This is a genomic window from Bacillus nakamurai (genome assembly GCF_001584325.1).
In the GTDB taxonomy this organism is placed as follows: Bacteria; Bacillota; Bacilli; order Bacillales; family Bacillaceae; genus Bacillus; species Bacillus nakamurai.
In genome coordinates, this window is record NZ_LSAZ01000045.1 from 61,042 (window position 1) to 84,856 (window position 23,815).

The following is a 23,815-nucleotide window of genomic DNA, read 5'->3' on the forward strand; positions in this document are numbered from 1 at the left end:
ATCTTACACCGATACGGAGGAACAGACATGAACTTTATCAAAAGAGCCTTCTGGAGCATGAAGGCAAAAAAGGGAAAGACGTTTTTGCAGGCGGTCGTGTTTTCGGTGATTTGCATTTTTGTGCTGTCCGGGCTTACTATCCAGTCGGCGGCAAAAAAATCAAGCGAGCTGGCAAGACAGCAGCTTGGCGGGAGCGTCACACTACAGGTTGACCGCCATAAGCAAATGGCGCAGCAGCAAAACAACGGAGAGAAGCGTACATTTGAATCGACGCCGATTTCTGTATCGGACGCAAACAAACTTACGGCCTTACAGCATGTCAAAAACTATAACTTTCTCACATCAGCATCAGCGAACGCAGAGAGTTTTGATGCGATTGAAAGTTCCGGTGAGTCAGCAGCGTCCGTAGGCCACGTCTTTCAGCGTTCCTTCCTGTATTTCATATGTTTTAATGTTGATTTTTTTATCCGGGTCCTTGCTCTCAAGGTTTTTCGCATGGTTTGAACCGAGAACGGCCGCTACTGTTTTTCCTTTTAAATCATTAACTGATTTGATGTCTTTGTTATCGTTTTTGACGACGATTTGAGTGCCCGCATAAGAATACGGTTCAGTAAAGTTATAGGTTTTCTTGCGTTCGTCCGTTACAGCAACTTGGTTTGAGATTGTGTCGAGTTTGCCGGTTTGGAGCTCGCCCATCAATCCGCTGAATTCAAGCAGTTTCCAGTCGAGCTTCATATTGATTTTTTTTGCCGCTGCTTCCATTACGTCCACGTCAAAACCAGTCAGCTTGCCGTTTTCTTTATATGCGAACGGATAGCTTTGTCCGGTCGCGCCGACATGCAGCACGTTCTCATCGCTTTCACTTTGTTTTCCGTTTCCGCATGCTGATAAGACGGCCAAAAGCGCCGCAGCTAACAGCAGAACCCATGTTTTCTTTTTCATTGAAATCCCGCCTTCTTATGTTATAGATCATTCCGCAATTCTTTTTTTAAGTAGATGGTGATGTGTCCTTTTCCTAAATCCTTTTCGCCTGAACGGATGTAGCCTTTTCGTTCATACATGCCGATCAGCCACGGGTGTTTGTCAGCCGTTCCCAATGAGACGAAAGGAGCTTTCAGCGTATCGCGGAGCACCGTTTGCTCCAGCCACTCCAGCAGTTCTGAGCCCGTCCCTTTTTTTCCGAGATCAGGGTCAACGGCGAACCACCAAATATGAGGAACGCCATACGGGCCGGGATTTGGTCCCCACGGCATCCGCAATGAAATCGTCGCCAGTATCCGGCCGTCTTCCTCCAGAACATAACAGGCATTTTTCCGTATGTTGTGTTGTACAAGCTCTTTGTCCGCCGTTGCGGCGGCAAAGTTGATGCCGAGCTTGCGAATCGGTTCATAAGCCCGCAGTGTCAGTGAAAGCAGTTCGTCAGCGTCTGCTTCCGCCGCGAGCCGGTATTGTCTTGACATTGTCCGCCCCCCTTATTCGGCATAACGGTTCGCCGGTTTCTCCAGTCCGAAATGCTCTCTCAGCGTCGTTCCTTCATATTCTTTTCTGAACACGCCGCGGTCTTGTAATATCGGAATCACTTTGTCTACAAAAAGATTGAGCCCTTCAGGCAAAAGAGGCGGCATGATGTTAAAGCCGTCGCACGCTTGATTTTCGACCCATTCTTCCATCTTATCGGCGAGCTGTTCAGGCGTGCCGACAAAGATATGATGACCTCTTGAACCCGCCACATATTTGTACAGCTCACGGATGGTCATATTGTCGCGCTTGGCCATATCTTGCACGAGCTTAAAGCGGCTTTTTACCGCGTTTGAAGCTTCCGCATCCAATTCAGGCAGGGGTCCGTCAAGCGGATAAGATGAAAGGTCGATGCCGCCCAAATAATTTTGCAGAATGTTCAGGCCGCCAGACGGTATGATCAAGTCTTGAAGCTCTTCATATTTCGTCTTTGCTTCTTCTTCCGTATCTCCTATGATCGGGAAGATACCCGGCATAATCGCGATTTTTTCAGGATCACGGCCGAAGGAAACCGCCTGTTCTTTTATAGATTGATAAAATTCCCGCGCTGACTCCATATGGTTTTGAGCCGTAAAGATGACTTCGGCCGTCTTGGCAGCAAGCGCTTTGCCGTCTCCGGATGATCCCGCCTGAATGATGACAGGCCAGCCTTGCGGTGAACGCGAGACGTTTAAAGGCCCCCTTACAGAAAAATACGTTCCTTTATGATTCAGCTCATGCATTTTTTCTTTATCAAAAAATTCTCCGGATTCTTTATCGCGGATAAATGCGTCTTCCTCCCAGGAATCCCATAATCCCTTGACGACTTCAACAAATTCCTCAGCCCGCTGATATCTGAGACGGTGTTCGAGGTGCTCTTCCCCGCTGAAGTTGAGCGCGGTTGATTCGATTGATGATGTAACGACGTTCCAGCCCGCCCGTCCGTTTGAGAGATGGTCAAGCGACGCAAATTGTCTCGCAATATGAAACGGTTCGCTGTACGTCGTGGAAGCGGTCGCCGTCAGGCCGATGTGAGCGGTGACCTGAGCGAGCGCGGAAAGGAGCGTAAACGGTTCAAAGCGTGTTAAGACGTTTGGATGTGATTTGCCGTCTATTGATAAACTGTCAGCCAAAAACAGCATATCCAATTTGCCTCTCTCCGCCGTTTGTGCCAATTCCTTAAAGTAGTCCAAGTTCATGCTTGCGTCTGCCGGCGCCTCAGGATGTCTCCATGAGGCGACGTGATGGCCGGTTCCCGTAAGAAAAACACCAAGTTTGATCTCTTTTTTCTTTGTCATGACGTTTCTCCTTCTATATCGAATCGTATTTCGCCAACTATTAATACCATTAAACCTATATTTCCTAGCAAAATAATAAGAATAAAACAAAATGTACAATTGTCTGGCAAGTTTGTCAATGCATTGAGAATAAAATAATGAATATTAAAAAACCCGGCATGACCGCCGGGTTATTTCTTTGAAGAGGAATAGACGCTTCCTTTTACTTTCTGCTTGATAACAGCAATCAGAAGGAGCAACACGGGGAAAATCACTTGAAACGGGAGATGAATATAAATCGGCACAATCTTTAAGCCTTCATTCATATGTTCCGAAAAATTGCTTGCGATGGTGATGGAGAGAATCAAAATTCCCAGCCCGACCGGGAAGGCCAGCTGCGATGGATTTTTTTCTTTAAACAGCGTGGATACACCGACGACGACCGCATATGTAAAAAGACTGACTTTGAAAAAACCGCCGATAACGAGTACGAGCATAAAAAAGACATCGAGCCGGTCCAAAAACTCCTCCACTTTAATCGTCTGAATCGTGCTTAACAGCGGGAATTGGGAGCGGAGCGTTAAGTTGACATCCAGCACGGATATATTAATGGCGACAGCCATCGACAAAAACAGACCGCTTATGATAATTGCGAGAAATCCGGTTTTTTTGATCGACTTCCGATTATTTAAATAAGGGAAAATCATGATAAACACGATCATTTCTCCAAACGGGATATACATCGTCTGTTTAAAAACAGAATAAATCACCGTCCCCATGCCGTCGGCTAACACAGGCTGCAAATATTTCAGATTCATCGTACCGGAGCTGATAATGAGAATGATCCCGATCGCCGCGAGAAAATACATGATTCCGAATAACAGCTCGCCGGCTCTCGCCAACACTTCAATTCCTTTTCTGATCGCGTATATTGCTGTCAGCATCAGCATAGCATTGACAATCAAAATCGGCGTGTCCTGGTAGGCGAATGTCAAGAGCATTTCGCCGAAATCCCGCAGAACACGAGCGGCGATGTAGGAAAAGTAGAGAATGTAAAGAAGCGACACAACCCAGCTGAGATGCCTGCCGATCAGTTCATTCATATAATCTCTAGGAGAAGAATCAGGAAAAAATTGATACAGCGCCTGATATACGTAGAAAAGCCCGAGACCGGCCACGCACCCGAGAAGTACGGACAGCCATGCATCCCGTCCGGCCATCGTGCCCGGCGGGATCAATAGGGAACTGCCCAGTTCAAATAAAATGATCATGATAAACAGCTGCCGTTTGCTAATTTTCGCATTCTCCATGTGCAACGCACCTTTCTCCTCGCATTAATCGTGCTCAAGTTTGTCTGAGAGAGGATTATTCCGCAAGCCCGTTCTTCTGATGAACACCTCCGTCTTCACATCGACGGGAAGATTAGGAAGATATTCCTCTTCCCATTTCTCCTTCAGCTTTTCCCACTCTTTAGGGTATTTTCTGTAAATAACATCCCCGAAGCCGACAAAGTCATTTTTATGCGCTTTAATATCTTCAATTGATTTGGAAATATCCTTATTAAGCTGCGTGCTGAACGCTTTTTCCATTTGAAGCAGCACTTTCGGGTCTGACAGGCGGAATGGGTATCTGACCGCATCAATCAGCCCGTCCGCCTCAATCCGCACCTTAATGTGCGGTTTTCCGTTCCGAATAGAAGCCGTCATCCGCGTTTCCTGGCGGATCACCTGCAGACTCATCGCGTGCTTCACATGATCCCAGTCCGCATTGATGAATGTATGCTTGATTTTGTTTAAGAGCCACACCGCCCCCACACTGTCATCGCTCTCAATCCAATAATCCAGCCGCCCGTCCTTATTAAAAATCGCAAGGCCGTCCGCTGAAAGAACCGCTTTCGGTTCAGTTGCCTGCGTATTTTCCATATTCGGACCAACCTTGCCGTCTCCGTGCATTTCATACCCCGGGATAAAAGGGGTCCCAGTCGGAGAGGCGATATCAATCAGCACATCCTGCAAACTGGTTTTCACGATTCTTCCGTATTGCTCCTCCGTAAAACCGAGTGTCTTGTTCACTTTATTAGAAGGAATTTTATCAATCGGCGTCAGCACTTTAATAATGTCCTTAGCTTTACAGTTATGGGCGATGACAGCGGTTGCCGTTGTTCTGAATTCCGTATCGCGGTCGAGATTGTCCAATATAAAATTGAGCCCTTCTTCCTTGACAAGTTTTTCACTTAACACAACGAGATTCGTATGTGCAAAATAGAGTCTTCTGGAAACTTGCATCGATCCTTTTCTCAATGCTTCTGTTAAATTGTCTCCGGAAACGGAATAGACCGAGACCGGCGGCCTGTCTGAAACTCCGCCGCCCTGCAGTCCGCCCGCCACGTTTCCCGGATTAATGATCTGAAAGTGCAGCACGTATTTCCCGTCATCCGTCCGGTCAATGCCGATTGCGGATATGATGGCCATCTCGGTCAATTCCCTTTTATCCCAGCATCCCGATAAAAACAGGATGCTGATCATCATGCAAAGAGCGAGTATACATTTACGTCTTTTCATTGCCGTCGCCTTCTTTTATATCTTTATTGACCATTCCTCTTGACGTCTCGGGTTTCGGCCTCTGATTCCGGCCTTGGCGCCTGTTATTCCGCTGTACTAACAGACCCGGCCGTTTTTCACCCGCCCATAAAGGAGCGCGGAATATCGTATCCTTCAAGGCGCCTGATGACATCGGAGCAAGCGGTGACATATAAGGAAAACCGAATGAGCGCAGGCTGCAAAGATGGACAAACATGATAATAATGTCCAAAATCAAGCCGTAAAAACCCATAACGGCCGCCGAAAGAATAAAAACAAATCGAATCAGGCGCGCTGATATCGCCATGTCAAAGGCCGGTGTCGCAAAACTGGCAATAGCCGTAAGCGCTACAATGATGACCATGGCCGGCGACACGATGCCGGCCTGAACGGCGGCCTGGCCGATGACAAGCGCTCCGACAATCGAAACGGCCGAGCCGACCACCCTCGGCAGCCGCACGCCGGCCTCCCTGAGAATTTCGAAGGCCACCTCCATCGTTAAAGCTTCAATCACAGCCGGAAACGGCACGGTCTCCCGCTGGGCCGCGATAACAATTAACAGCTGCGTCGGAATCATCTCTTGATGAAAAGTGGTCGCGGCCACATAAATGGCCGGAGCGACCAATGAGATGAAGAAAATCAACACCCGCAGCATCCGAATGCTTGTGGCGATATCAAATCGTGAATAGTAGTCTTCAACGGACTGAAAAAATTGTATAAATAAAGCCGGCGCAAGCAGGACAAACGGTGTCCCGTCTACGATAATCGCAAATCTTCCTTCCAGCAGATTCCCTGCGACAACATCGGGCCGTTCCGTATGGTACACCGTGGGAAATACAGAAAACGGCTCATCTTCAATCAGCTGTTCAATGTAGCCGGACTCCAAAATACTGTCAATATCAATACGCTTCAGCCGGCTGCGGACTTCCTTGATCAGCTTTTTTTCGCAAAGGCCGTTAATATACATCAGTGCAACATCGGTATTCGTCTCGTGCCCGATCTTCATCTTCTCAACCCACACATCAGGCGTTTTAATGTACCTGCGGATCATGGAGACATTGGTTTGCAGAGATTCCGTAAACCCTTGGCGCGGGCCGCGGAATGATACTTGGGTGCTCGGCTCTTCTATGGACCGGCGCTCTCCCCCTTCTGTGCTGGCGATAAGCGCTTTGTCTGCTCCGTCCACAAAAATGAGCGTGCTCCCGGCCATCAGCCCCGCATAAAGACTCTTCCATTTTTGCTCCTCTTTCATCCCGCCGACCGCAATCGTTTTCTCATACATCCGGCAAATCGCTTGCTCGGGCTGAACGGATGGGATGTCAATCAGGTCCTCCAGCAAGGATTGGCTGACAAGCTGCTCGTCAACCAAACCCGCTATGTACACAATGGCCGCCGGAAGTTCTTCCTTTCCGATTTTCAGCCGGCGGATGACGACATCAGCGCTGTTGCCGAAGCGTTCAGACAGCTTCTTCATATTTTCCGATAAGCTGGCTGAAATCGGTTCATTCTGTTCTTCTTCGGACTTGTTTTCTTCTTCTTTTTTGTCTCCGTTTTGGCGGTTTTGCTTTTCGGTATTTTTCTTTTTCTTCTGTTTAAAGAATGGAGGCATATCGCAAAATACCTTTCCTTGTTTTTTTCATATTCTTCCTACACAGCAAAAGATTATGCACAGTCCTGAGCTGAATAAGTTTTGTGAGAACGAAAAGAATAAGAACGGAGAGTGATGTGCATGAAAATATTAGGTGTTTCGTTTTTTTTGCTTGTCAGCTGTCTTATGTTTTCTGTCGGGATGGACATGCTGCAAGGGTTCAGCCTGTATGGGGCGGTCAAAAACAACCTGTCCGCATTTAAATTGACAACCTTTTCGGAATGGCTGATGCTTTGCCTGTTTGGCCTTTTTTTAATAAAAGAAATGGCGGCCTTATATAGAACAAATAAAAAAGACCCCTGACAGGGCGTCTTTTTTACGTTATATAATGATATTTCCGGTTTCTGTATCCGTGCTGTGTTTGACGATTACACCTTTGATAATCTTGTTGCCGATGATTTTTGTGTTGGCGGATGAGCTTGTTTGGATGGCCGATGCAGAAGCTTGGGAAAGGTTGTTGATGGTATTGCCTGAAATAAGGGAATGAGAGGATCCGTTCAGATATATTCCTATCGGACTGCCTGCCGTTCTGTTTATCGTGATGGTGTTGTCAATGATTTCATGGGTTCCTGAATTGAGATAAACGGTGACGATCAGCGGTGACGACTCAAAGCGGTTGCCGATGATCGAGGTGGCCGAGGCGGTTGAGCTGAAAATCGGATAATTTTTGTAGTTTCTGAAGAGGTTGCCTTTCATTACAGCCTTAGCGTCATTTGTCACAGAAATGGAATAGGACTCTGCTGCTCCTTCAAATGCGTTCGGGCTCAGTGTATTGCCTTCAATGACGGCATCGCCCCCGGTGACCCATATGCCGCGGCTGAACGATTTCAGCACATTATTTGTAACGGTCATATTTCCGGCTGAAATGCTGATCCCGTCCATCACTTGATTGAGGCTGTTATTAATAAAGACGGTGTTTTCTGACAGCGTCGCCCGAAGTCCCGTGGTTCGTCTCGTTTGGGATAGCCCGTTTTCAATGACATTGCCTTCAACCGTAACATCCGCTGCCTGATAGACGGAAATGCCCGTGTTGTCAAATTGATTGATTTTGTTATGGCTGACGAGGACGCTTTTTCCTCTTACATCAATTCCGGTGGAGAAACCGGTAATGAGATTGTTGGAAATAATCGCATTGCTGCTCTCCTGCCCTTGTGACACGCCTTGTCCCGCGATTGCTGTTCTTGAGCCGCCGTTTGTCCGATACAGGACATTTCCTGTAATAACGGTTTGCGCGCCGGATCCGTAGCTGATCGTGTTGTCAGCCTGATTTCCTTCAATTAACACGCCGGATCCGTTAAAATTTGTGATGGAACTTGCGGCATTTCCGTTGAAAAAGTTGTTGCGGATGGTGATATGAAGCGCCTCTTCGTAATCAATATCGCCCTCTCCGTACCCCTCGATGTCAATGCCGAATTTCGGTGCCGTACCGTTTCCTGTCCCTGCGTCCTCGATGACGCATTCCTCCACTGTTACTGTGTCACAGCCGGTGATAGAAATGTTGTTTCGCCTTGACTGCCTGATGTCGCAGCGGCGGATGGTCACATTCTCTGATGTGACGTAATCATGATTTGTTCTTAAACCGAGCGGACTGATAATGATGCCGTCCCCCGTAAAATCTGAGATTTTTACGTTCTCCACAAGGATATTGCTGCTGCCTTCGATACATATTCCGAATCCCCATTCATGTGTCGACCGCAACGGGACATTGCTATAAGAGTGTTCATCACGCTCCCCGATAATCTGTCCGCCTGTAATGGTGACATTCTCTTTTCTGCCTATATAGAAAGCCGTGTAACCCCAAGAGCTGTTCGGCGTTACTTTAATAATGCATTCCGGGTCCATGACGATGGAAATATTACTCGGTACATTAATGCCGGCGTTGCGGAATGGCTGATTGCTGTCACCGCCGAGTGTGCCGTTAATGCAGTAGGTTCCCTGCGGAAACAAGACCGTGTGACAGCCCTTTGTGACGGCTTGCGCCAAGCATTGATTGAGGGTGCTTGTCACGTCGGTTTTACCATCGGCCGCCACGCCGCAATCTGTTACATCCAATATACGATTCGGCAAATAAAAATCTCCTCCTCTCTCTTTTATTTCTATCCTATTCGGTCTTGGACGGCTCCGTCTGTACAAATCTTAAATTTTATTAAAAAAGTTTATAAAGATAGTTTCGTTAGATAGTATAACAAAATAAGTAATTGGAATTAGGAAAATCAGGCTATTATCAAGGATTTGAGATTTTTTGATTCTGGAATTTTTTGAATTTAGTATAAATTATATTGACACAAGTATTATATAAGAATATGATTTTTGTAATACACTTTTTTAGAAAGGGTTGGCTCAGGTGGCATCGATTGAAAAGGAATATATAATAGAAAGTGTGCCGCAAAAAGGGTTCTTCGGTCATCCCCGCGGCTTGTTCACACTGTTTTTCACCGAATTTTGGGAGCGTTTCTCCTACTATGGTATGAGAGCCATACTGCTTTACTACTTGTACACGGAAGTCGCTCATGGCGGTCTCGGTTTTGATAAAAGCACCGCAGTTGCCATCATGTCCATTTACGGATCTCTCGTGTACATGTCGAGCGTAATCGGCGGCTGGCTTGCCGACCGGGTATTCGGAACGGCAAACACCGTATTTTACGGCGGAATCTTAATTATGTTCGGCCACATCGCTCTTGCCTTCCCTGGCAGCACTGCTGCGTTTTTTATCAGCATGGCTCTGATCATTATCGGAACCGGCTTATTAAAACCGAACGTATCAAGTGTAGTCGGAGATTTGTATACGAAGGAAGATCAGCGCCGTGACGCAGGTTTCAGTATCTTTTACATGGGTATCAACCTCGGCGGATTACTCTCGCCGCTAATTGTCGGAACACTCGGACAGAAGTACAACTACCACCTTGGTTTCGGATGCGCCGCAGCCGGTATGTTCCTCGGACTTATCGTTTTCGCTCTGACGAGAAAAAAATACCTCGGCAAAGCAGGTTCCAACGTACCGAATCCCATCTCAAAAGCCTCCGTTATCGGAACCGGAATCGGCGTCGTGATTACGGCCATTGTGATTCTGATTCTGATTCAAACCGGCTGGTTAACGATCCAGCGTGTGATTGATGTTGTCAGTGTTCTCGGTATTCTTATTCCCGTTGCTTATTTTATCGTAATGTTTACAAGTAAAAAAGCGACAAGAACAGAAAAATCACGGCTTGCGGCATATGTCCCGCTGTTTATTGCGGCGGCCATGTTCTGGGCCATTCAGGAGCAGGGCGCGACGATTCTGGCCTTATACGCAGATCAGCGCACTAGGCTTTCATTTGCGGGATTACATTTGGAGTCTTCTTGGTTCCAATCTTTAAATCCGCTATTTATCGTCATTTTCGCACCGATTTTTGCTTGGATTTGGATGAAGCTCGGCAAACGCCAGCCTTCAACACCGATTAAATTCGCGATCGGCATTATCCTCGCCGGATTGTCATTCCTTGTGATGGTTCTTCCGGTTATGGGCGGAAAAGGCGAGCTCGTCAGTCCGCTTTGGCTTGTGCTCAGCTTCCTGCTGGTCGTGCTTGGTGAGCTTTGCCTTTCCCCGGTCGGATTGTCTGTCACAACAAAGCTTGCGCCTGCTGCTTTCTCAGCGCAGACGATGAGCATGTGGTTTTTGACAAACGCCTGCGGTCAAGCCCTGAACGCAAAAGTAGTCGGTTTGTTTGATAAAATCTCTGAGGCGGCCTATTTCGGCTCAATCGGTCTTATTTCTATTATTCTCGGTATTATCCTGCTGCTTCTCTCACCTGTGATTAAACGGGCGATGAAAGGCGTAAAATAAAAAAGAACCTGCGGACACTCCGCAGGTTCTTTTTGCTTTCTCTATCGTATCAATTCTTCCAGCGTCTCTTTCCATCTTTCAAGCACACTCTCCGGCTCATGCAGCTGAATGGACGGACCTGACGTCAAGTCCGCGTATTTCGCCCTGTCCTCTTTTACGGAGATGATACGGCAGCTAAAGCAATCTCTGTCATGTTTCGCTTTTTGAAGCGGCGGGAGCGGCTCACATTGCAATGTGACATAATAAGCGGCTCCGTTCTGCCAGGCTGTGAAAAGGGCTTGTCCTGAGCGCAGCAGGTTTCTGGCGGTCGTTGTGTTTTCCCACAATGCGATTCGGATTTCGGTTCTGCTAACGGCAATGATTTCCCCGGCGCTGATCATGGCGGCGTGAGGCCGGCCCTCCTCTGTGACGGATTGCAGAACTGGAGGACATCGCCTCGTTGCCGCTTATCCTCTTGCGCACGGTGAATGGAAAAGGCGTATATGACCAAGTTCTTCACGTCTGTGAACAGGTCGGGCTAGACCTTCAGGTTGTTTGTGAATGCCACGATTCAGCGACGCTGCTCAGCCTCGTATCGCAAGGATTCGGGGCCACGATTCTCCCCTTGACGATGATTCCCCTCCATATGAGGGCGCATATTCAAACAGTCACAATCGAGGACAATCCGTTTATCATGACACCGGCGGTCATCTGGAGAACGGACAGCTATTTGCCGAAACCAGCGAGACAATTTTTGGAATTTTTTTAAAGAAAGAGCCCCTTTTTTCACTCATGAAAACCAAATACTTGACTCATACTAAAAAAAAGTTATCCTTTACAATTAGGAGCTATTTTTTCTCAATAAAACTAATCAGAAAAGTGGGGAATAAAAAAGATGAAAAAAGCATTGCTCGCTTTATTCATGATGGTCAGCTTCGCGGTGCTCGCCGCTTGCGGAACGTCACAAGACAGCGGATCAAAGTCAAAAGACGGCGATCTTTGGGCTTCTGTTAAGAAGAAAGGCGTACTGACCGTCGGTACAGAAGGAACGTATGAACCGTTTACCTTTCACGATAAAAAATCAGACAAACTGACGGGATATGACGTCGAAGTCATCCAAGAAGTTGCGAAACGCCTCGGTCTCAAAGCTGAATTCAAAGAAACACAATGGGACAGCATGTTTGCAGGGTTAAACGCTAAACGTTTTGATGTCGTGGCCAACCAAGTCGGTAAAACAGGCCGCGAGAACCAATATGACTTTTCAAATATGTATACGGCGTCTAACGCGGTTGTCGTGACGAAAAAAGACAGTGATATTTCTAAAGAAGCCGATGTCAAAGGAAAAACAGCGGCTCAATCATTAACAAGCAACTACAACAAATTAGCCCAAAAAGCGGGCGCAAAAATAGAAGGCGTTGAAGGCATGGCGCAAGCCCTCCAGCTTATTCAGCAAGGACGCGCTGACTTAACTTATAACGATAAGCTTGCCGTGTTGAACTACTTAAAAACGTCAGGCAATAAAAATGTAAAAATCGCGTTTGAAGCAGGCGAACCGCAGCACACATACTTTGCGTTCCGTAAAGGCAGCAGCGAGCTTGTCACGCACGTAAACAAAGCATTAAAAGAAATGAAAGAGGACGGGACTCTTTCTAAAATCTCTAAAAAATGGTTTGGCGAAGATGTTTCTAAATAACATGCCGGAACCTGTGATTGCAGCAGCCATTCCTTGGGATCTGGTGCAGCAGTCATTCTGGCCGATCTTATCAGGAGGAATCTATTATTCGATTCCCCTTACCATTCTTTCCTTTATTTTCGGAATGATCATCGCGCTAATCACAGCGCTCGCCAGAATGTCAAATATGAAACCATTGAGATGGGTGTTCAGCGTATACGTATCGGCTGTGCGCGGCACTCCCCTTCTCGTTCAATTGTTCATTATTTTTTATCTGTTCCCGACCTTTAATATTACACTGGACCCTTTCCCAAGCGCAGTCATCGCTTTCTCATTAAACGTAGGCGCATATGCTTCTGAAATCATCCGGGCATCTATTTCATCCGTGCCGAAAGGGCAATGGGAAGCGGGTTATACCATTGGTATGACCTATCAAAAGACGTTGTTCCGCGTGATTCTGCCGCAGGCGTTTCGCGTATCCATTCCGCCATTATCAAATACATTTATCAGCCTGATCAAGGATACATCTCTCGCTTCGCAGATTCTGGTTGCCGAGCTGTTTCGAAAAGCGCAGGAAATCGGCGCGCAAAATCTTGATCAGATCTTGGTCATTTATATTGAAGCCGCCTTTATTTATTGGATCATCTGCTTCTTGCTGTCACTCGTACAGCTTGTGATCGAACGGCGTCTTGACCGTTATGTGGCCAAATAAGGAGGTTTCGGTATGCTCTCTGTCAAAGGGTTAAATAAATCATTCGGCCAGAATGAAATTTTAAAAAAGATAGATATGGAGATAGAAAAAGGGAAAGTCATTGCCGTTCTGGGACCGTCCGGCTCAGGCAAAACGACGCTTCTGCGCTGTCTGAACGCGCTTGAAATCCCGGATCGCGGCGAGATTTCGTTTCCGGATTTTTCAATAGATTTCTCCAAAAAAGCGAAGCAGTCTGACATCCTTCGGCTCCGCCGCAAGTCAGGCATGGTCTTTCAGGCGTATCATCTGTTTCCTCACCGCACGGCGCTTGAAAATGTCATGGAAGGCCCCGTTCAAGTACAAAAACGCGATAAGGAGCAAGTCAGAAAAGAAGCGATTCAGCTTCTTGAAAAAGTCGGGCTGAAAGACAAAATGGATTTGTACCCATTCCAGCTTTCCGGCGGTCAGCAGCAGCGCGTCGGGATTGCCCGCGCACTTGCGATTCAGCCTGAGCTGATGCTGTTTGACGAACCGACGTCAGCGCTTGATCCCGAGCTTGTCGGCGAGGTGCTGAAAGTCATTAAGGATTTGGCGAATGAAGGCTGGACAATGGTTGTTGTCACACATGAAATCAAATTCGCGCAGGAAGTGGCCGATGAAGTTGTCTTCATTGACGGCGGCGTCATTGTGGAACAAGGGCCGCCGAGCCAAATTTTTTCCGCGCCGAAAGAAGAACGCACAAAACGGTTTTTGAATCGCATATTGAATCCTTTGTAGGATGCCGAAGAAGAAGCGAAACACGATTTCGCTTCTTCTTTTTTTTGTCAGATATGCTACAATGACAATTAATGATTTTTACGAAAGAAGGGACCTCTTTGAAGCGGGAACTTGTTTTGCGCTGGACGTTTTATTTTGCGGGTTTGTTGATTTTGTCTTTTGGGGTATCTCTGACCATTAAAGGGAAAGCTCTCGGCATCAGTCCTTGGGATGCTTTTCATTACGGGCTGTTTCAGCATTTCGGGCTTTCCGTCGGGCAATGGTCCATCGTCGTCGGGGCGGTCATTGTCGCGTTGACCTGTTTGTTTACAAAGACGCTTCCGAAACTCGGCGCCATTTTGAATATGGTGCTGCTGGGGATGTTTATTGATTTCTTTTCCTTTCTGCTTCCTGAGACGGGCGCTTTTATTACATCGGCTATATTCTTCTCGCTCGGCTTGTTTATGATCGGCTGCGGCGTCGGGATTTACGTATCGGCCGGACTCGGCGCGGGTCCCCGGGATTCGCTGATGATGCTGATTTCAGAGAAAACGGGCTGGAATGTGCAATGGGTGCGCAACGGCATCGAGCTGACGATTCTCGGCGCGGCGTGGGCAATGGGCGGGCCGATCGGCATCGGCACCATCATTACAGCCATTTTAACGGGACTGATTCTGCGTTTTTCTCTGCCGCAGTCCGCAAAGCTCTTAACATATGCGATCTCAGGGCGTGCTCCGTCCGTTCATTAAAAACAAAGCCGTTTTAAGGTTTTGTTTTTTTATTGTCGGACATCGTGTGCCTGATATGATAGGATGGTTTTGACAATATTTGCAGACGGAGGATGTTGGACATGAAGATTTACGGAGTATATATGGATCGGCCGCTTTCAGCTGAGGAGACGGAACAGATGATGTCGGTTGTATCCGCTGAAAAACGGGAAAAATGCCGCCGTTTTTACCATGAAGAGGATGCCCACCGCACCTTGATCGGCGACGTGCTCGTCCGCACCGTCATCGGTCATGCAAACGGACTTGATCCGGCCGCTGTTACATTCAGCGTCCAAGAGTACGGAAAGCCGTACATCCCTTCGCTTCCGGCTGTTCACTTTAACATCTCCCACTCCGGGCGCTGGATCGTATGTGCCGTTGATTCAGCACCGATCGGCATTGATATAGAGAAATTGAAGCCCGGCACGATTGATATCGCCAAACGGTTTTTTTCACAAACAGAATACAATGACATGCAAGCCAAGCATCCTGATGAGCAGACCGATTATTTTTATCACCTGTGGTCGATGAAAGAAAGCTTTATCAAACAGGCCGGCAAAGGGCTTTCTCTGCCGCTCGATTCGTTCAGCGTCCGCCTGCAAGAGGACGGACAGGTGTCGATTGAGCTTCCGGACGGACACGAGCCGTGTTTCATCCGCACATATGAGGTGGATGCAGGCTACAAGATGGCCGTTTGCGCGGCACAGCCCGATTTTTGTGAAGGGATTGAGATGAAGACGTATAAAGAGCTGTTATAAGCAATCCGTCAGCATATTACCATATAGGGAAAAATGAAAGGAAACGAAGGCGGAATATGATCAACACACGAAATGAAAATATCTATCTCGCGGGCTGCTTAACATTTGGCGATGTAAGAAAACACTTTGCATATACTCAAGGAAAATCGGCGGCTGTCTATTTTTTGATTATGCTGCTGGTATCCGCCATCTGCTTTGAAATGAACGGCCCGGTTTCAGGCGGCAGCTGGGGCGTCAGAGCTTTCCTGAATTTCCTAGCAGCTGTGATTCTCTCTTTGGTATTCACGGTGATTGCAACGGCGATCTCATTCTTCAGGCTCTACAGAACATACAAAACGAATCAGCGGCTGAAATCCGCTAGAAGTATTACGATTAATCAGCTCGGAATCAGCCAAAAACAAAAAAACGCAAGCATTCTTTTTGAATGGAATGAACTGCTCTATGCCAAGGAGCACAAAGATATGTTTCGTCTAAAAACCTCGGGTTACGGAACACTTCTGCTGCCGAAACGATTTTTTTATTCGCAAAAGGATATTGCCGTTTTCAGGCAAATGCTCCGGGAGAATGTCAAAGGGAAAGTAAATATCACAGAATAAAAGACAAAGGAGGGTGCCCCCTCCTTTTCATCAGCCCGATATCTTCGCAGCTGACTGCAGCTGCTTTGCTTCTTGATAAATTTCTTCAAACAGATCGGCGATATGCTCTTCCTCTACGCAGGAAAATGCAATTCGTAAATCCGTTTCATTGATTGAAATGGTCCCGATACCGCGGTGTTCGAGCAACGAAACCCGCAAGTCGTTGGCGTTTATGCCTTTCAGCCGCACGCACATGAAATAGCCGGAGTTAAACGGATAAGGCGTCCACATGTCCTCATAGTGTTTGTTTTCTGACAGCACGGCTTTCACCTTGTCCGCCCGCTTTTTCATAATGTCATATTTCAGCAGTCTTTCTTTCTCATAATCCGGGGACTGCATCGCTCTTAGCATAAAGGTCTGGGACGGGTGCGGAGCGCTTGAAATCGTTCCCCTGATAATGCCTTTTGTTTTTTCCTCGAGCACTTTAAGCGCTTTCGGGCTTCTTGCGCTGTAGGTAATAAATCCGACACGGAAGCCCCACGCGTAATTTTCCTTCGTCGCGCCGTCTATTTTCACGCAAATCACTCGGTTGTGCACTTGGGCCAGCTTGCTGAAGATTGACTCCTGGATTGCCGTTTCATCATAAAACAGATTGTAATACGCATCATCCACAAGCACGACAATCTCTTTGCCGGATTCCGCCGCGGCCAGAATCACGTTGACGATTTCAAGAGCTTCCTCTTCCCCCGGCGTATAACCTGTTGGATTATTCGGGAAATTCAACACCACGATCGCCTTTTCTCCCTGCTTTTTCAGCAGCTCGGATAAACCTGCCGCATTAAAACGCCCTTCTTGATTAAAAAGCGAATACGTCTGTATGGACGCCTTGCGTCTGACGCCGAAAATAAAGTTGTAATTGCCCCAATACTTATCAGGCAGCAGCAGCGTATCTCCTTCATTGACGAATAAGTCGGCTGCAATGCTCAGCCCGTGTGTCAAAGCATTTGTCACGATCGGCGTGCTGATGTCCTTCCCGGCTAATGAAGGATTTTCGCGGCGCATTTTTTTCAGCCATTCCTGTCTGAGCGGCTCTTTGCCCGCCGGCGGCGCGTAATCGTATAAATCGTCAGGGTTATACGCGGAAAGCGTCTCTTGAATATGGTTAAAGTGCATTGACTCGCCGTGTAAAGTGGCGATCCCGATCGTGGCATTATACTTCCCCGCTTTGGCTTTCGCCTCCGCTGATTGCGTCAGCACCCCCTTCGGATAAAATAATTCTTTTCCTAAATCAGAAAGCAAATGAAGCACGTGAGGGTTTTCTTCAGCTAATGTTTGGTTCAGCTCTTTGGCTGCATCATTCATGTACGACAATCCCTTCGTTTATATTCCATCAAATCATAACATAAAATTTTTGATAAATGAGAAAACTCTTAGGAAGATCTTGTTACAAAAAAAACAGACAGCGAATGCTGTCTGTCAAAAGTTATAACAACTGGCCGGCGGTGCTTTTATTGATAATTTCATAGATCCGCTCCGCCACTTTTTCGGTCTCAGTTAAGATAAACATATGTCCGTCCGAAAACTCATGGAAAACAGGGGATGCTGTCCATTGCTTCCAGCCTTCCGCGTCTCTAATGCATTTATGATCTTTCCGTCCGTTAAAAATATGGACGGGAGATTGAATTTTTGTGACATCTGACGGCCGGAACCTTTCAAGCGCCCGGTAGTCGGACCTGAAGGATGGGAGAAAAAAGGACATGACCTCCTTGTTTTCCACTAACTCCTGCGGCATACCGCCAAGCTCGATAATATGGTCAAGAAATTTGTCATCATCAAGATGGGATACCTTTTTCCTTTCCATATGCGGCGGCTGGATGGCTGAGATGATCACAGCCTGCGGATAAATACCCTCCCGCTCCAATTTTTGCGCCAGCCTGAAGGCGACCATGCCGCCCATGCTGTGCCCGAACAGCACAAACGGACGGTCGGGGCGGAGATTCAATTCCTGCTTGTACATGTTGACAAGCTGTTCAAAATCCTCAACTGCGGACATTTGATTTGTTCCGTGTCCCGGCGGTTCCGCTGCAAGCATCTCACACTCTCCCTGCAGGTAAGTGTGGAGCGGGCGGAATGAGGCGGAATAGCCTCCTGCGAACGGAAAACAGATGAGCTGCGTTTTTTCTGTCGTATCGAACGATTTAAAGAGCTGGACCACTGGCGGCTTCCTCCTTTTCTAGCGTGAAGTTGACAGCTTCAGATGTTCTTCCTTAAGAAATTCGAGCAATTGCGCCGCATTCCTTTCGAGATTTTCACCCTGAAGCATTTCTGCGTGAGTGCCATAGCCTTTTTTCACACGGTATTCACCTGCTGTGGCTTCTTCCCATGAAGCCAGCCACGGCGGCATTGTAAAGTCCGGTTCTGACGTTAAGAGATCAATATCCGCACGCACCCGGCCGCTGCTTACGGCATGCACGAAATAGGAATAAAAAGCTTTTGTTTTTCTGGCAAGGCCTTCTTTGACGGCTTCGTTATTCAATGCTTCATTGTCTCTGTTCACCTTCATCAGTGCTTCTGCGTCACTTTCCACTGTGCGCCCTTCAAGATCACTGACTCCTTGTTTTTTATAGGAATCAATCATGATCACCCGCGCCACGTCACGCCCCTCTGCTTCAAGCTGTTTGGCTGTTTCAAAGGCGAGCGTGCAGCCGGCCGAGTAGCCGAACAGCGTAACAGGGCCTTCCGGCTGAAGCTGATTAATCAGCTCTGCATAACGTTCTATACGGCTGTCTTCCTCGATAAAATCAAACGCGCAGATTCTATAGGCGGACAGCTGCTTTGCAAGCGGCTGGTACATAAGCCCGTATCCCAAAACCGGCGGAAAAGCAAACAGTGTGTCAGACTGGTTTTTGTTCATCAGCGTGACGTCCTTCATGCCCTTTTCTTCGCCATTGAGCAGATAGTCAGCTATGCCCGCTATTGTCGGCGCTTCAAATAAAAGCTTCACCGGAATGTCGGCGCCGAGCTCTTTTTTGATACGGGACGCTGCCGTCATTGCTTTTAATGAATGGCCTCCGAGCGCGAAGAAATCGTCATGAATCCCGATTTCCGATGTGCCGAGAACGTCGGCCCAAATGCGAGATATCGTTTCTTCCGTCTCGTTTCGCGGCCCTGTCCATTCCTGGCCGGCCCGCTGTTTCGGTTCTGCTTTCGGAAGGAGACGTTTGTTCACCTTTCCGTTTGGCGTGAGCGGCAATTGATCAAGGAAGGTGAACGATTGCGGCACCATGTAAGCCGGAAGCTGTTTGCTTAAAAAAGCTTCAAGCCCGTTTGTCTCAATCTTGGAGCCGCATACGAGATATGCCGAAATGGAAGCATCACCCGCTTCGCTGCGATCCGCGGAAACAACGGCTTCTTTTACACCTTTATATTTCTGAATCTGCTTTTCGATTTCTTCAAGTTCAATGCGGTGGCCGCGGATTTTGACTTGGTCATCAATACGGCCGACAAATTCAATCGTGCCGTCCGGCAGCCAGCGCGCCAAGTCCCCTGTGCGGTATAAACGCTCCCCGGCTTTGAACGGATTCGGAATGAATTTTTGCTTCGTCAGCTCTTCTTGGTTGAGATAGCCGTTGGACACTCCCATTCCGGTCAGGGCTAATTCACCAACCGCGCCAAACGGCTGAAGCTGCCCCGCTTCAGTCAAAATATAGGCGCCCGTCTCATTGAGAGGCTTGCCGATCGGGATGGCGGACATGGAGTCAGGGACGGTATTGATTGTATGCGCCGTCGCAAACACCGTCACTTCCGTCGGACCATAAACGTGAATCAGCTTGCCGGGGCCCATTTTATGAAGGGCTTTTCTGACATGCGCTGCGGATGCGCGCTCCCCGCCGAATAATACGTGCCGAAGCCCTTTCATCCACTCGTCTCCCGCGTCTGTGAGCACATTAAACAAGGCTGTTGTGACAAACATGACAGTGATGCCTTCCCGCCTGATCAGCTCCGTCAGCTTATCCGTATTCAAAATCGTTTCTTTGTCAGCAATGACGAGCCTCGCGCCGTTTAAAAGCGAAGCGTAAAAATCGAAGGTGAAGCCGTCAAAAGCGTAATTAGAAAGGGATAGCACCGTATCCTTTTCCGTTATGGTGACATAGTTTGTGTTCTTTGCGATTCGTTGAATATTGGCATGTGTCGTGATATTGCCTTTCGGTTTGCCCGTTGTCCCTGACGTATACATGATATAGGCCGGATCGTCGGCCCCGCCCGTTGCTTCCGGTTCATCCGAAGGTGCATCCAGGCGGCTTTCGTCGTCCATACAGAGCAGGCTCCCCGAATACGGCAGCTGCTCGGCTTCCGCGTACATCGCCTTGTGAGTCACGAGGCATCGTGCTTTACTGTCTTCGAGCATGTACGCGATCCGGTCTTCCGGGTATTCCGGGTCAATCGGCAGGTACGCTGCTCCCGCTTTTAAAATACCGAGAATCCCGGCGGCCAGCTCAGGAGAACGTTTTGTAAATAGAGCGACTACTGAGCCTTTTCCGATTTTTTGATGTCTTAAACGGTGCGCGATGCGGTTTGATTCCGCCTGTAATTCCCGATAGGTCAGCGTCGCTTCGCCCGCGGTCACAGCCGGCGCATCCGGGTTTGATTCAGCGGCTTGGCGGAACCATTCCGTCAGCTTTACTGCCTCGGCTGACAGCGGTGAAGGATTTAATTTTGTTATGACGCGTTCCCGTTCCGCTTCATCAATGATGTTCACTGTGTGAAGAGGCGCATCCGGATGCTGCACGATATCGGCAATTGCCGTCAGCAATTGCGATTTCAGCCGTCCGATAAAAGCCTCTTCAAAAACACTTTCGTTATAAGCGAGCTTGATCAGCATTTGTTCACCCGGCGATGCCATCACATTCAGATCGTAATTCGATTTTTCAAATACGTGGACATCCTCCATTTCGAAACCGTTTTGCTGTCCCTCTTTGCTTTCAGCGTCCTGAAGCGGATAATTTTCAAACACGATGATATGGTCAATGAGCTTCTGCTGCGCAGCCTGGCTTTGTATGTCGTAGAGCGGCACATACTGATGCGGCTCTGAGGCTAACGACTGTTCCTGAAGCTCGCTCAATAAGTCTTTGAACGTCGTGTTTTCAGCAAGCTGTACCCGCTTCGGCACAACATTGATAAACAGTCCGACCATATGTTCGACACCTTTAATATCCGCTGGCCGGCCTGAAACGACTGTTCCGAAAATCAAATCATTTGAGCGCTGATAGCGGCTTAATAAAAGGCTCCAGACGGCTTGGAGCGCCGTGCTGAGAGTGGTATTCTGTGATTTTGCCAGCTCCGCAAACGCTTTTGTCTCTGCTTCAGGCAGGGAAAAAAGCAGCTCCTTCGGCTGATAGGGGGCTTTCTGCTTGTTTCTTTGCTCGGCGAATGTCGTTTGTCCCTCAAAACCCGCCAAGTAATCGCCCCAATAGCTGAGCGACGCTTGTTTGTCCTGTTTTTCCAGCCATTGAATATATTCTTTATACGGCTTCACAGGCTTTAAGCTGTACGGCTTATTCTCCCGCAAAGCGTTGTATACGTGAAACAAATCTTGAACGACGACGCCGAAGCACCAGCCGTCCAGCAAAATATGATGATAGCTCCATACCCATTCGTAGCGTTTTTCCGCCTTTTTAAAAACGGCTGCACGCATCGGAATGTCACGGGTGAGCTGAAACCCTTTCACTTTATCTTTCTCTTTGTAGTCATTGATGGCGGATGCCTGTTCGCTTTCAGACAGATGCGTCAGATCGATTTCATCAATGTGGAAGGTTCTTTTTTTCAGAACAACTTGAACCGGCCGTTTGACTTTTTCGTGAATGAACACCGTACGAAAAATATCGTACCGGTCCACGATGACATTCATGCTTTCTTCAAGCTGCCTGACGGAAAAATTGCCTTTTACTTTCATTGTCATTTGTTCAATGTAAAAGCTTTGGCCGGGATTCAGGAGAGTATGAAACAGCATCCCCTCCTGCATCGGTGACAGGTAATACATGTCCTGGACTTGGTCTTTGCTAAATTGGCTCATATGCTCCGCTCCCCCCTTCTGTTATCTGTTTTCATCACGTTAGGTTCTCCTCAAGCATGTCGAAGATGTCTCCCATTTCGTCCATCTCAAGGTCTTGCGCGCTGAAATCGCTCGGCGTAAATTCTTTATCTTCTTTTGCCATGCAATGGCGGATGATCTTCAAAAGATTTTCTTTAAACCGTTCCATTTGCGTTTCCACAGTGCTTCTTTCATATTCCTCCTCATTATAGGAGCAAGAAATGACAAACCGGCCGCCGGTGATCATACCGCTGAAGCTCAGGGCGTATAAGGCCTCCGAATCTTCACTGACTTGACGCCCCATATCGTATGCGGACGGCTCAAAAAGTTCGGTTTTCACTTCACTGTCAAACTGCCCTAAGTAGTTAAAGCTGATGTCAGGAGTGAATCCTTTTGCCGTTTCAGCGTTTGACAGATAGCGGAGGATGCCGTAGCCGACGCCCTTGTCAGGAACACGCCGCACTGTCTCTTTTACCGTTTTAATGACGGAGGATACCCCGTCCTCTTTGTTGATTTGCAGAATCAGAGGGTATTGCGCCGTAAACCAGCCGACCGTCCGGGATATATTCACATTCGGTATGATTTCTTCCCGGCCGTGTCCTTCTAAGTTGATTCCGATTTTGCCGTTTTCCGTCCATTCACCGATCGTCAAGCCGAGAGCGCTGAGCAGAATATCATTGATTTCCGTTCCGTACGGATGGTGAACATCTGTCAAAAGATGTGCTGTCTCTTCTTCTGTCAATTCGCATTTTACAGATGCCGTATGTTTGACGAGGCGTTTTTTTGGCTCGCAGTCTTTCGGCGCCGGAGACAATTGTTCTGCGTCAGCTTCCGCCCAATAATCCGCCTGCTTCATCAGCTGTTCCGATTGGGCGAATGTTTTCAGCGCCTCCGCCCAATCCTTAAAGGAATGGGTTTTTGGCGGGAACACAATGCTGTTTTGCTGCTGCGCCTGTTTATACCCCGAAGCGAAATCCTCCAGCAGAATTCTCCAGGAAACCCCGTCAACGACGAGATGGTGAACCGCGATGAGGAGATGATCGCCTTGTTCTGTCCGGTATTGCTCAGCCTTCAAAAGAGGCCCGTTTTCAAGGTTCAGACTGCCTTGAAGCTGCTCGGCAAGCCGCTGAATTTGATTTTTCAGCATTTTTTCGTCTGATCCGTACAGGTCGACAATGTCAAAGCTCGTCTTGCACTCATTCACAGGCAGATGCGTCTGCACGATTTCTCCCTGTTCTTCACGGTAGACCATACGCAGCGCGTCATGATGCTCAATTAAAGCCTGTAAGGTCTTTTCAACCGAAACTGGATCAAAGCCGTCTGCCGCATGAAGCATAACGGACTGGTTCCAGTGGTGCTTGTTTGTAAAGTCTTTCTCAAAGAACCAGCGCTGGATCGGCGTTAATTCCGCCTCGCCTTCGACAGGCCCCTGATCAGCCTGCTTGCCTTCCGTCCGTTCCACGTAGGAGACCAGCTCTTCGATCGTCGGGTGCTGGAAGAGGTCTTTCATTTCCAGCTTGAAGCCGTGCTGATTCAGACGGCTCGCCATTTGAATGCCTTTGATGGAGTCGCCTCCTAGCGTGAAGAAATTATCGCTCACGCCGATCTGCGGCAGGCCGAGCACGTCCTGCCAAATGTCAGAAAGCAGGGTCTCCATCTCCGTTTCCGGCGCTTTGTATGCCACGCTGCCCGCTTCAATGTC

The 23,815-nt window shown here is 48.0% G+C and carries 18 protein-coding genes and 4 pseudogenes; 10 read left to right on the forward strand and 12 right to left on the reverse strand.

Annotated elements, in window-relative coordinates:
- Positions 1-27: 27 nt before the first annotated feature.
- Positions 28-405 (forward strand): annotated as a pseudogene (locus AXI59_RS18750) (ABC transporter permease); the annotation flags it as partial.
- Here AXI59_RS18750 and AXI59_RS18755 read toward each other — a convergent pair.
- The 6 genes and pseudogenes from AXI59_RS18755 to gerKA form a co-directional block, all read right to left on the reverse strand.
- Positions 400-942, reverse strand: a pseudogene (locus tag AXI59_RS18755) (transporter substrate-binding domain-containing protein); the annotation flags it as partial. The pseudogenes AXI59_RS18750 and AXI59_RS18755 sit on opposite strands and share 6 nt — an antisense overlap.
- A 20-nt stretch (positions 943-962) precedes the next feature.
- Complete coding sequence (locus tag AXI59_RS18760; RefSeq protein WP_061528998.1) at positions 963-1,460, reverse strand: GNAT family N-acetyltransferase; 498 nt, start codon at positions 1,458-1,460, stop codon at positions 963-965.
- 12 nt (positions 1,461-1,472) lie between these two features.
- Complete coding sequence (locus AXI59_RS18765) at positions 1,473-2,795, reverse strand: LLM class flavin-dependent oxidoreductase (protein WP_061528999.1); 1,323 nt, start codon at positions 2,793-2,795, stop codon at positions 1,473-1,475.
- Positions 2,796-2,965: 170 nt separating this feature from the next.
- Entirely contained in the window at positions 2,966-4,084 is a 1,119-nt protein-coding gene (locus tag AXI59_RS18770; protein ID WP_061522857.1) for a GerAB/ArcD/ProY family transporter, read from the reverse strand.
- Positions 4,085-4,108: 24 nt separating this feature from the next.
- Positions 4,109-5,335: a Ger(x)C family spore germination protein gene (locus tag AXI59_RS18775; RefSeq protein ID WP_061529000.1), complete on the reverse strand. Its 1,227-nt coding sequence runs from the start codon at positions 5,333-5,335 to the stop codon at positions 4,109-4,111.
- Positions 5,322-6,962: a spore germination protein GerKA gene (gene gerKA, locus AXI59_RS18780; protein ID WP_061529001.1), complete on the reverse strand. Its 1,641-nt coding sequence runs from the start codon at positions 6,960-6,962 to the stop codon at positions 5,322-5,324. Before gerKA ends, AXI59_RS18775 begins: the two co-directional genes overlap by 14 nt.
- 120 nt (positions 6,963-7,082) lie before the next feature.
- Here gerKA and AXI59_RS18785 point away from each other — a divergent pair, with 120 nt between their 5' ends.
- Positions 7,083-7,304 (forward strand): YczF family membrane protein, encoded by a 222-nt coding sequence (locus tag AXI59_RS18785; protein ID WP_061522837.1) that lies wholly within the window; start codon positions 7,083-7,085, stop codon positions 7,302-7,304.
- Between the two features lie 18 nt (positions 7,305-7,322).
- Here AXI59_RS18785 and AXI59_RS18790 read toward each other — a convergent pair whose 3' ends face one another.
- Positions 7,323-9,068, reverse strand: a complete 1,746-nt coding sequence (locus AXI59_RS18790; RefSeq protein ID WP_061529002.1) for a right-handed parallel beta-helix repeat-containing protein — start codon at positions 9,066-9,068, stop codon at positions 7,323-7,325.
- Between the two features lie 277 nt (positions 9,069-9,345).
- On the opposite strand from AXI59_RS18790, the gene AXI59_RS18795 reads away from it, so the two are divergent.
- Complete coding sequence (locus AXI59_RS18795) at positions 9,346-10,824, forward strand: peptide MFS transporter (protein WP_061522839.1); 1,479 nt, start codon at positions 9,346-9,348, stop codon at positions 10,822-10,824.
- Positions 10,825-10,865: 41 nt separating this feature from the next.
- Here AXI59_RS18795 and AXI59_RS18800 read toward each other — a convergent pair.
- A pseudogene (locus AXI59_RS18800) lies at positions 10,866-11,246 on the reverse strand (pyridoxamine 5'-phosphate oxidase family protein); the annotation flags it as partial.
- On the opposite strand from AXI59_RS18800, the pseudogene AXI59_RS18805 reads away from it, so the two are divergent.
- The 7 genes and pseudogenes from AXI59_RS18805 to AXI59_RS18835 form a co-directional block, all read left to right on the forward strand.
- Positions 11,243-11,572: pseudogene (locus AXI59_RS18805) on the forward strand (LysR family transcriptional regulator substrate-binding protein); the annotation flags it as partial. The pseudogenes AXI59_RS18800 and AXI59_RS18805 sit on opposite strands and share 4 nt — an antisense overlap.
- A 126-nt stretch (positions 11,573-11,698) precedes the next feature.
- Positions 11,699-12,496 carry a cystine ABC transporter substrate-binding lipoprotein TcyA gene (gene tcyA / locus AXI59_RS18810; protein ID WP_061529004.1) on the forward strand — a complete coding sequence of 266 codons (798 nt, stop codon included), beginning with the start codon at positions 11,699-11,701 and terminating at the stop codon, positions 12,494-12,496.
- The gene (locus tag AXI59_RS18815) at positions 12,483-13,187 is read left to right on the forward strand and encodes an amino acid ABC transporter permease (protein ID WP_061522842.1); all 705 of its coding nucleotides are present in this window, start codon (positions 12,483-12,485) and stop codon (positions 13,185-13,187) included. The genes tcyA and AXI59_RS18815 overlap by 14 nt, the downstream gene beginning before the upstream one ends.
- A gap of 12 nt (positions 13,188-13,199) precedes the next feature.
- Positions 13,200-13,943 (forward strand): amino acid ABC transporter ATP-binding protein, encoded by a 744-nt coding sequence (locus tag AXI59_RS18820; protein ID WP_061522843.1) that lies wholly within the window; start codon positions 13,200-13,202, stop codon positions 13,941-13,943.
- Between the two features lie 98 nt (positions 13,944-14,041).
- Positions 14,042-14,671, forward strand: coding sequence for a YczE/YyaS/YitT family protein (locus AXI59_RS18825; RefSeq protein ID WP_061529005.1), 630 nt, complete (start codon positions 14,042-14,044; stop codon positions 14,669-14,671).
- A 101-nt stretch (positions 14,672-14,772) separates the two neighbouring features.
- The gene (locus AXI59_RS18830) at positions 14,773-15,447 is read left to right on the forward strand and encodes a 4'-phosphopantetheinyl transferase family protein (RefSeq protein WP_061522845.1); all 675 of its coding nucleotides are present in this window, start codon (positions 14,773-14,775) and stop codon (positions 15,445-15,447) included.
- A gap of 56 nt (positions 15,448-15,503) precedes the next feature.
- Positions 15,504-16,043 (forward strand): YcxB family protein, encoded by a 540-nt coding sequence (locus AXI59_RS18835; protein WP_061529006.1) that lies wholly within the window; start codon positions 15,504-15,506, stop codon positions 16,041-16,043.
- Between the two features lie 30 nt (positions 16,044-16,073).
- Here the strand turns inward: AXI59_RS18835 and AXI59_RS18840 are convergent, their stop codons facing one another.
- The 4 genes from AXI59_RS18840 to AXI59_RS18855 all read right to left on the reverse strand — a co-directional run.
- Positions 16,074-17,384, reverse strand: a complete 1,311-nt coding sequence (locus AXI59_RS18840; protein ID WP_061529007.1) for an aminotransferase class I/II-fold pyridoxal phosphate-dependent enzyme — start codon at positions 17,382-17,384, stop codon at positions 16,074-16,076.
- A gap of 121 nt (positions 17,385-17,505) precedes the next feature.
- Positions 17,506-18,237, reverse strand: a complete 732-nt coding sequence (gene srfAD, locus AXI59_RS18845; RefSeq protein ID WP_061522848.1) for a surfactin biosynthesis thioesterase SrfAD — start codon at positions 18,235-18,237, stop codon at positions 17,506-17,508.
- Positions 18,238-18,255: 18 nt separating this feature from the next.
- Positions 18,256-22,095, reverse strand: coding sequence for a non-ribosomal peptide synthetase (locus tag AXI59_RS18850; RefSeq protein WP_061529008.1), 3,840 nt, complete (start codon positions 22,093-22,095; stop codon positions 18,256-18,258).
- Positions 22,096-22,129: 34 nt separating this feature from the next.
- Positions 22,130-23,815 (reverse strand): condensation domain-containing protein (locus tag AXI59_RS18855; RefSeq protein WP_082791816.1); only part of this gene is annotated, 1,686 nt, incomplete at its 5' end.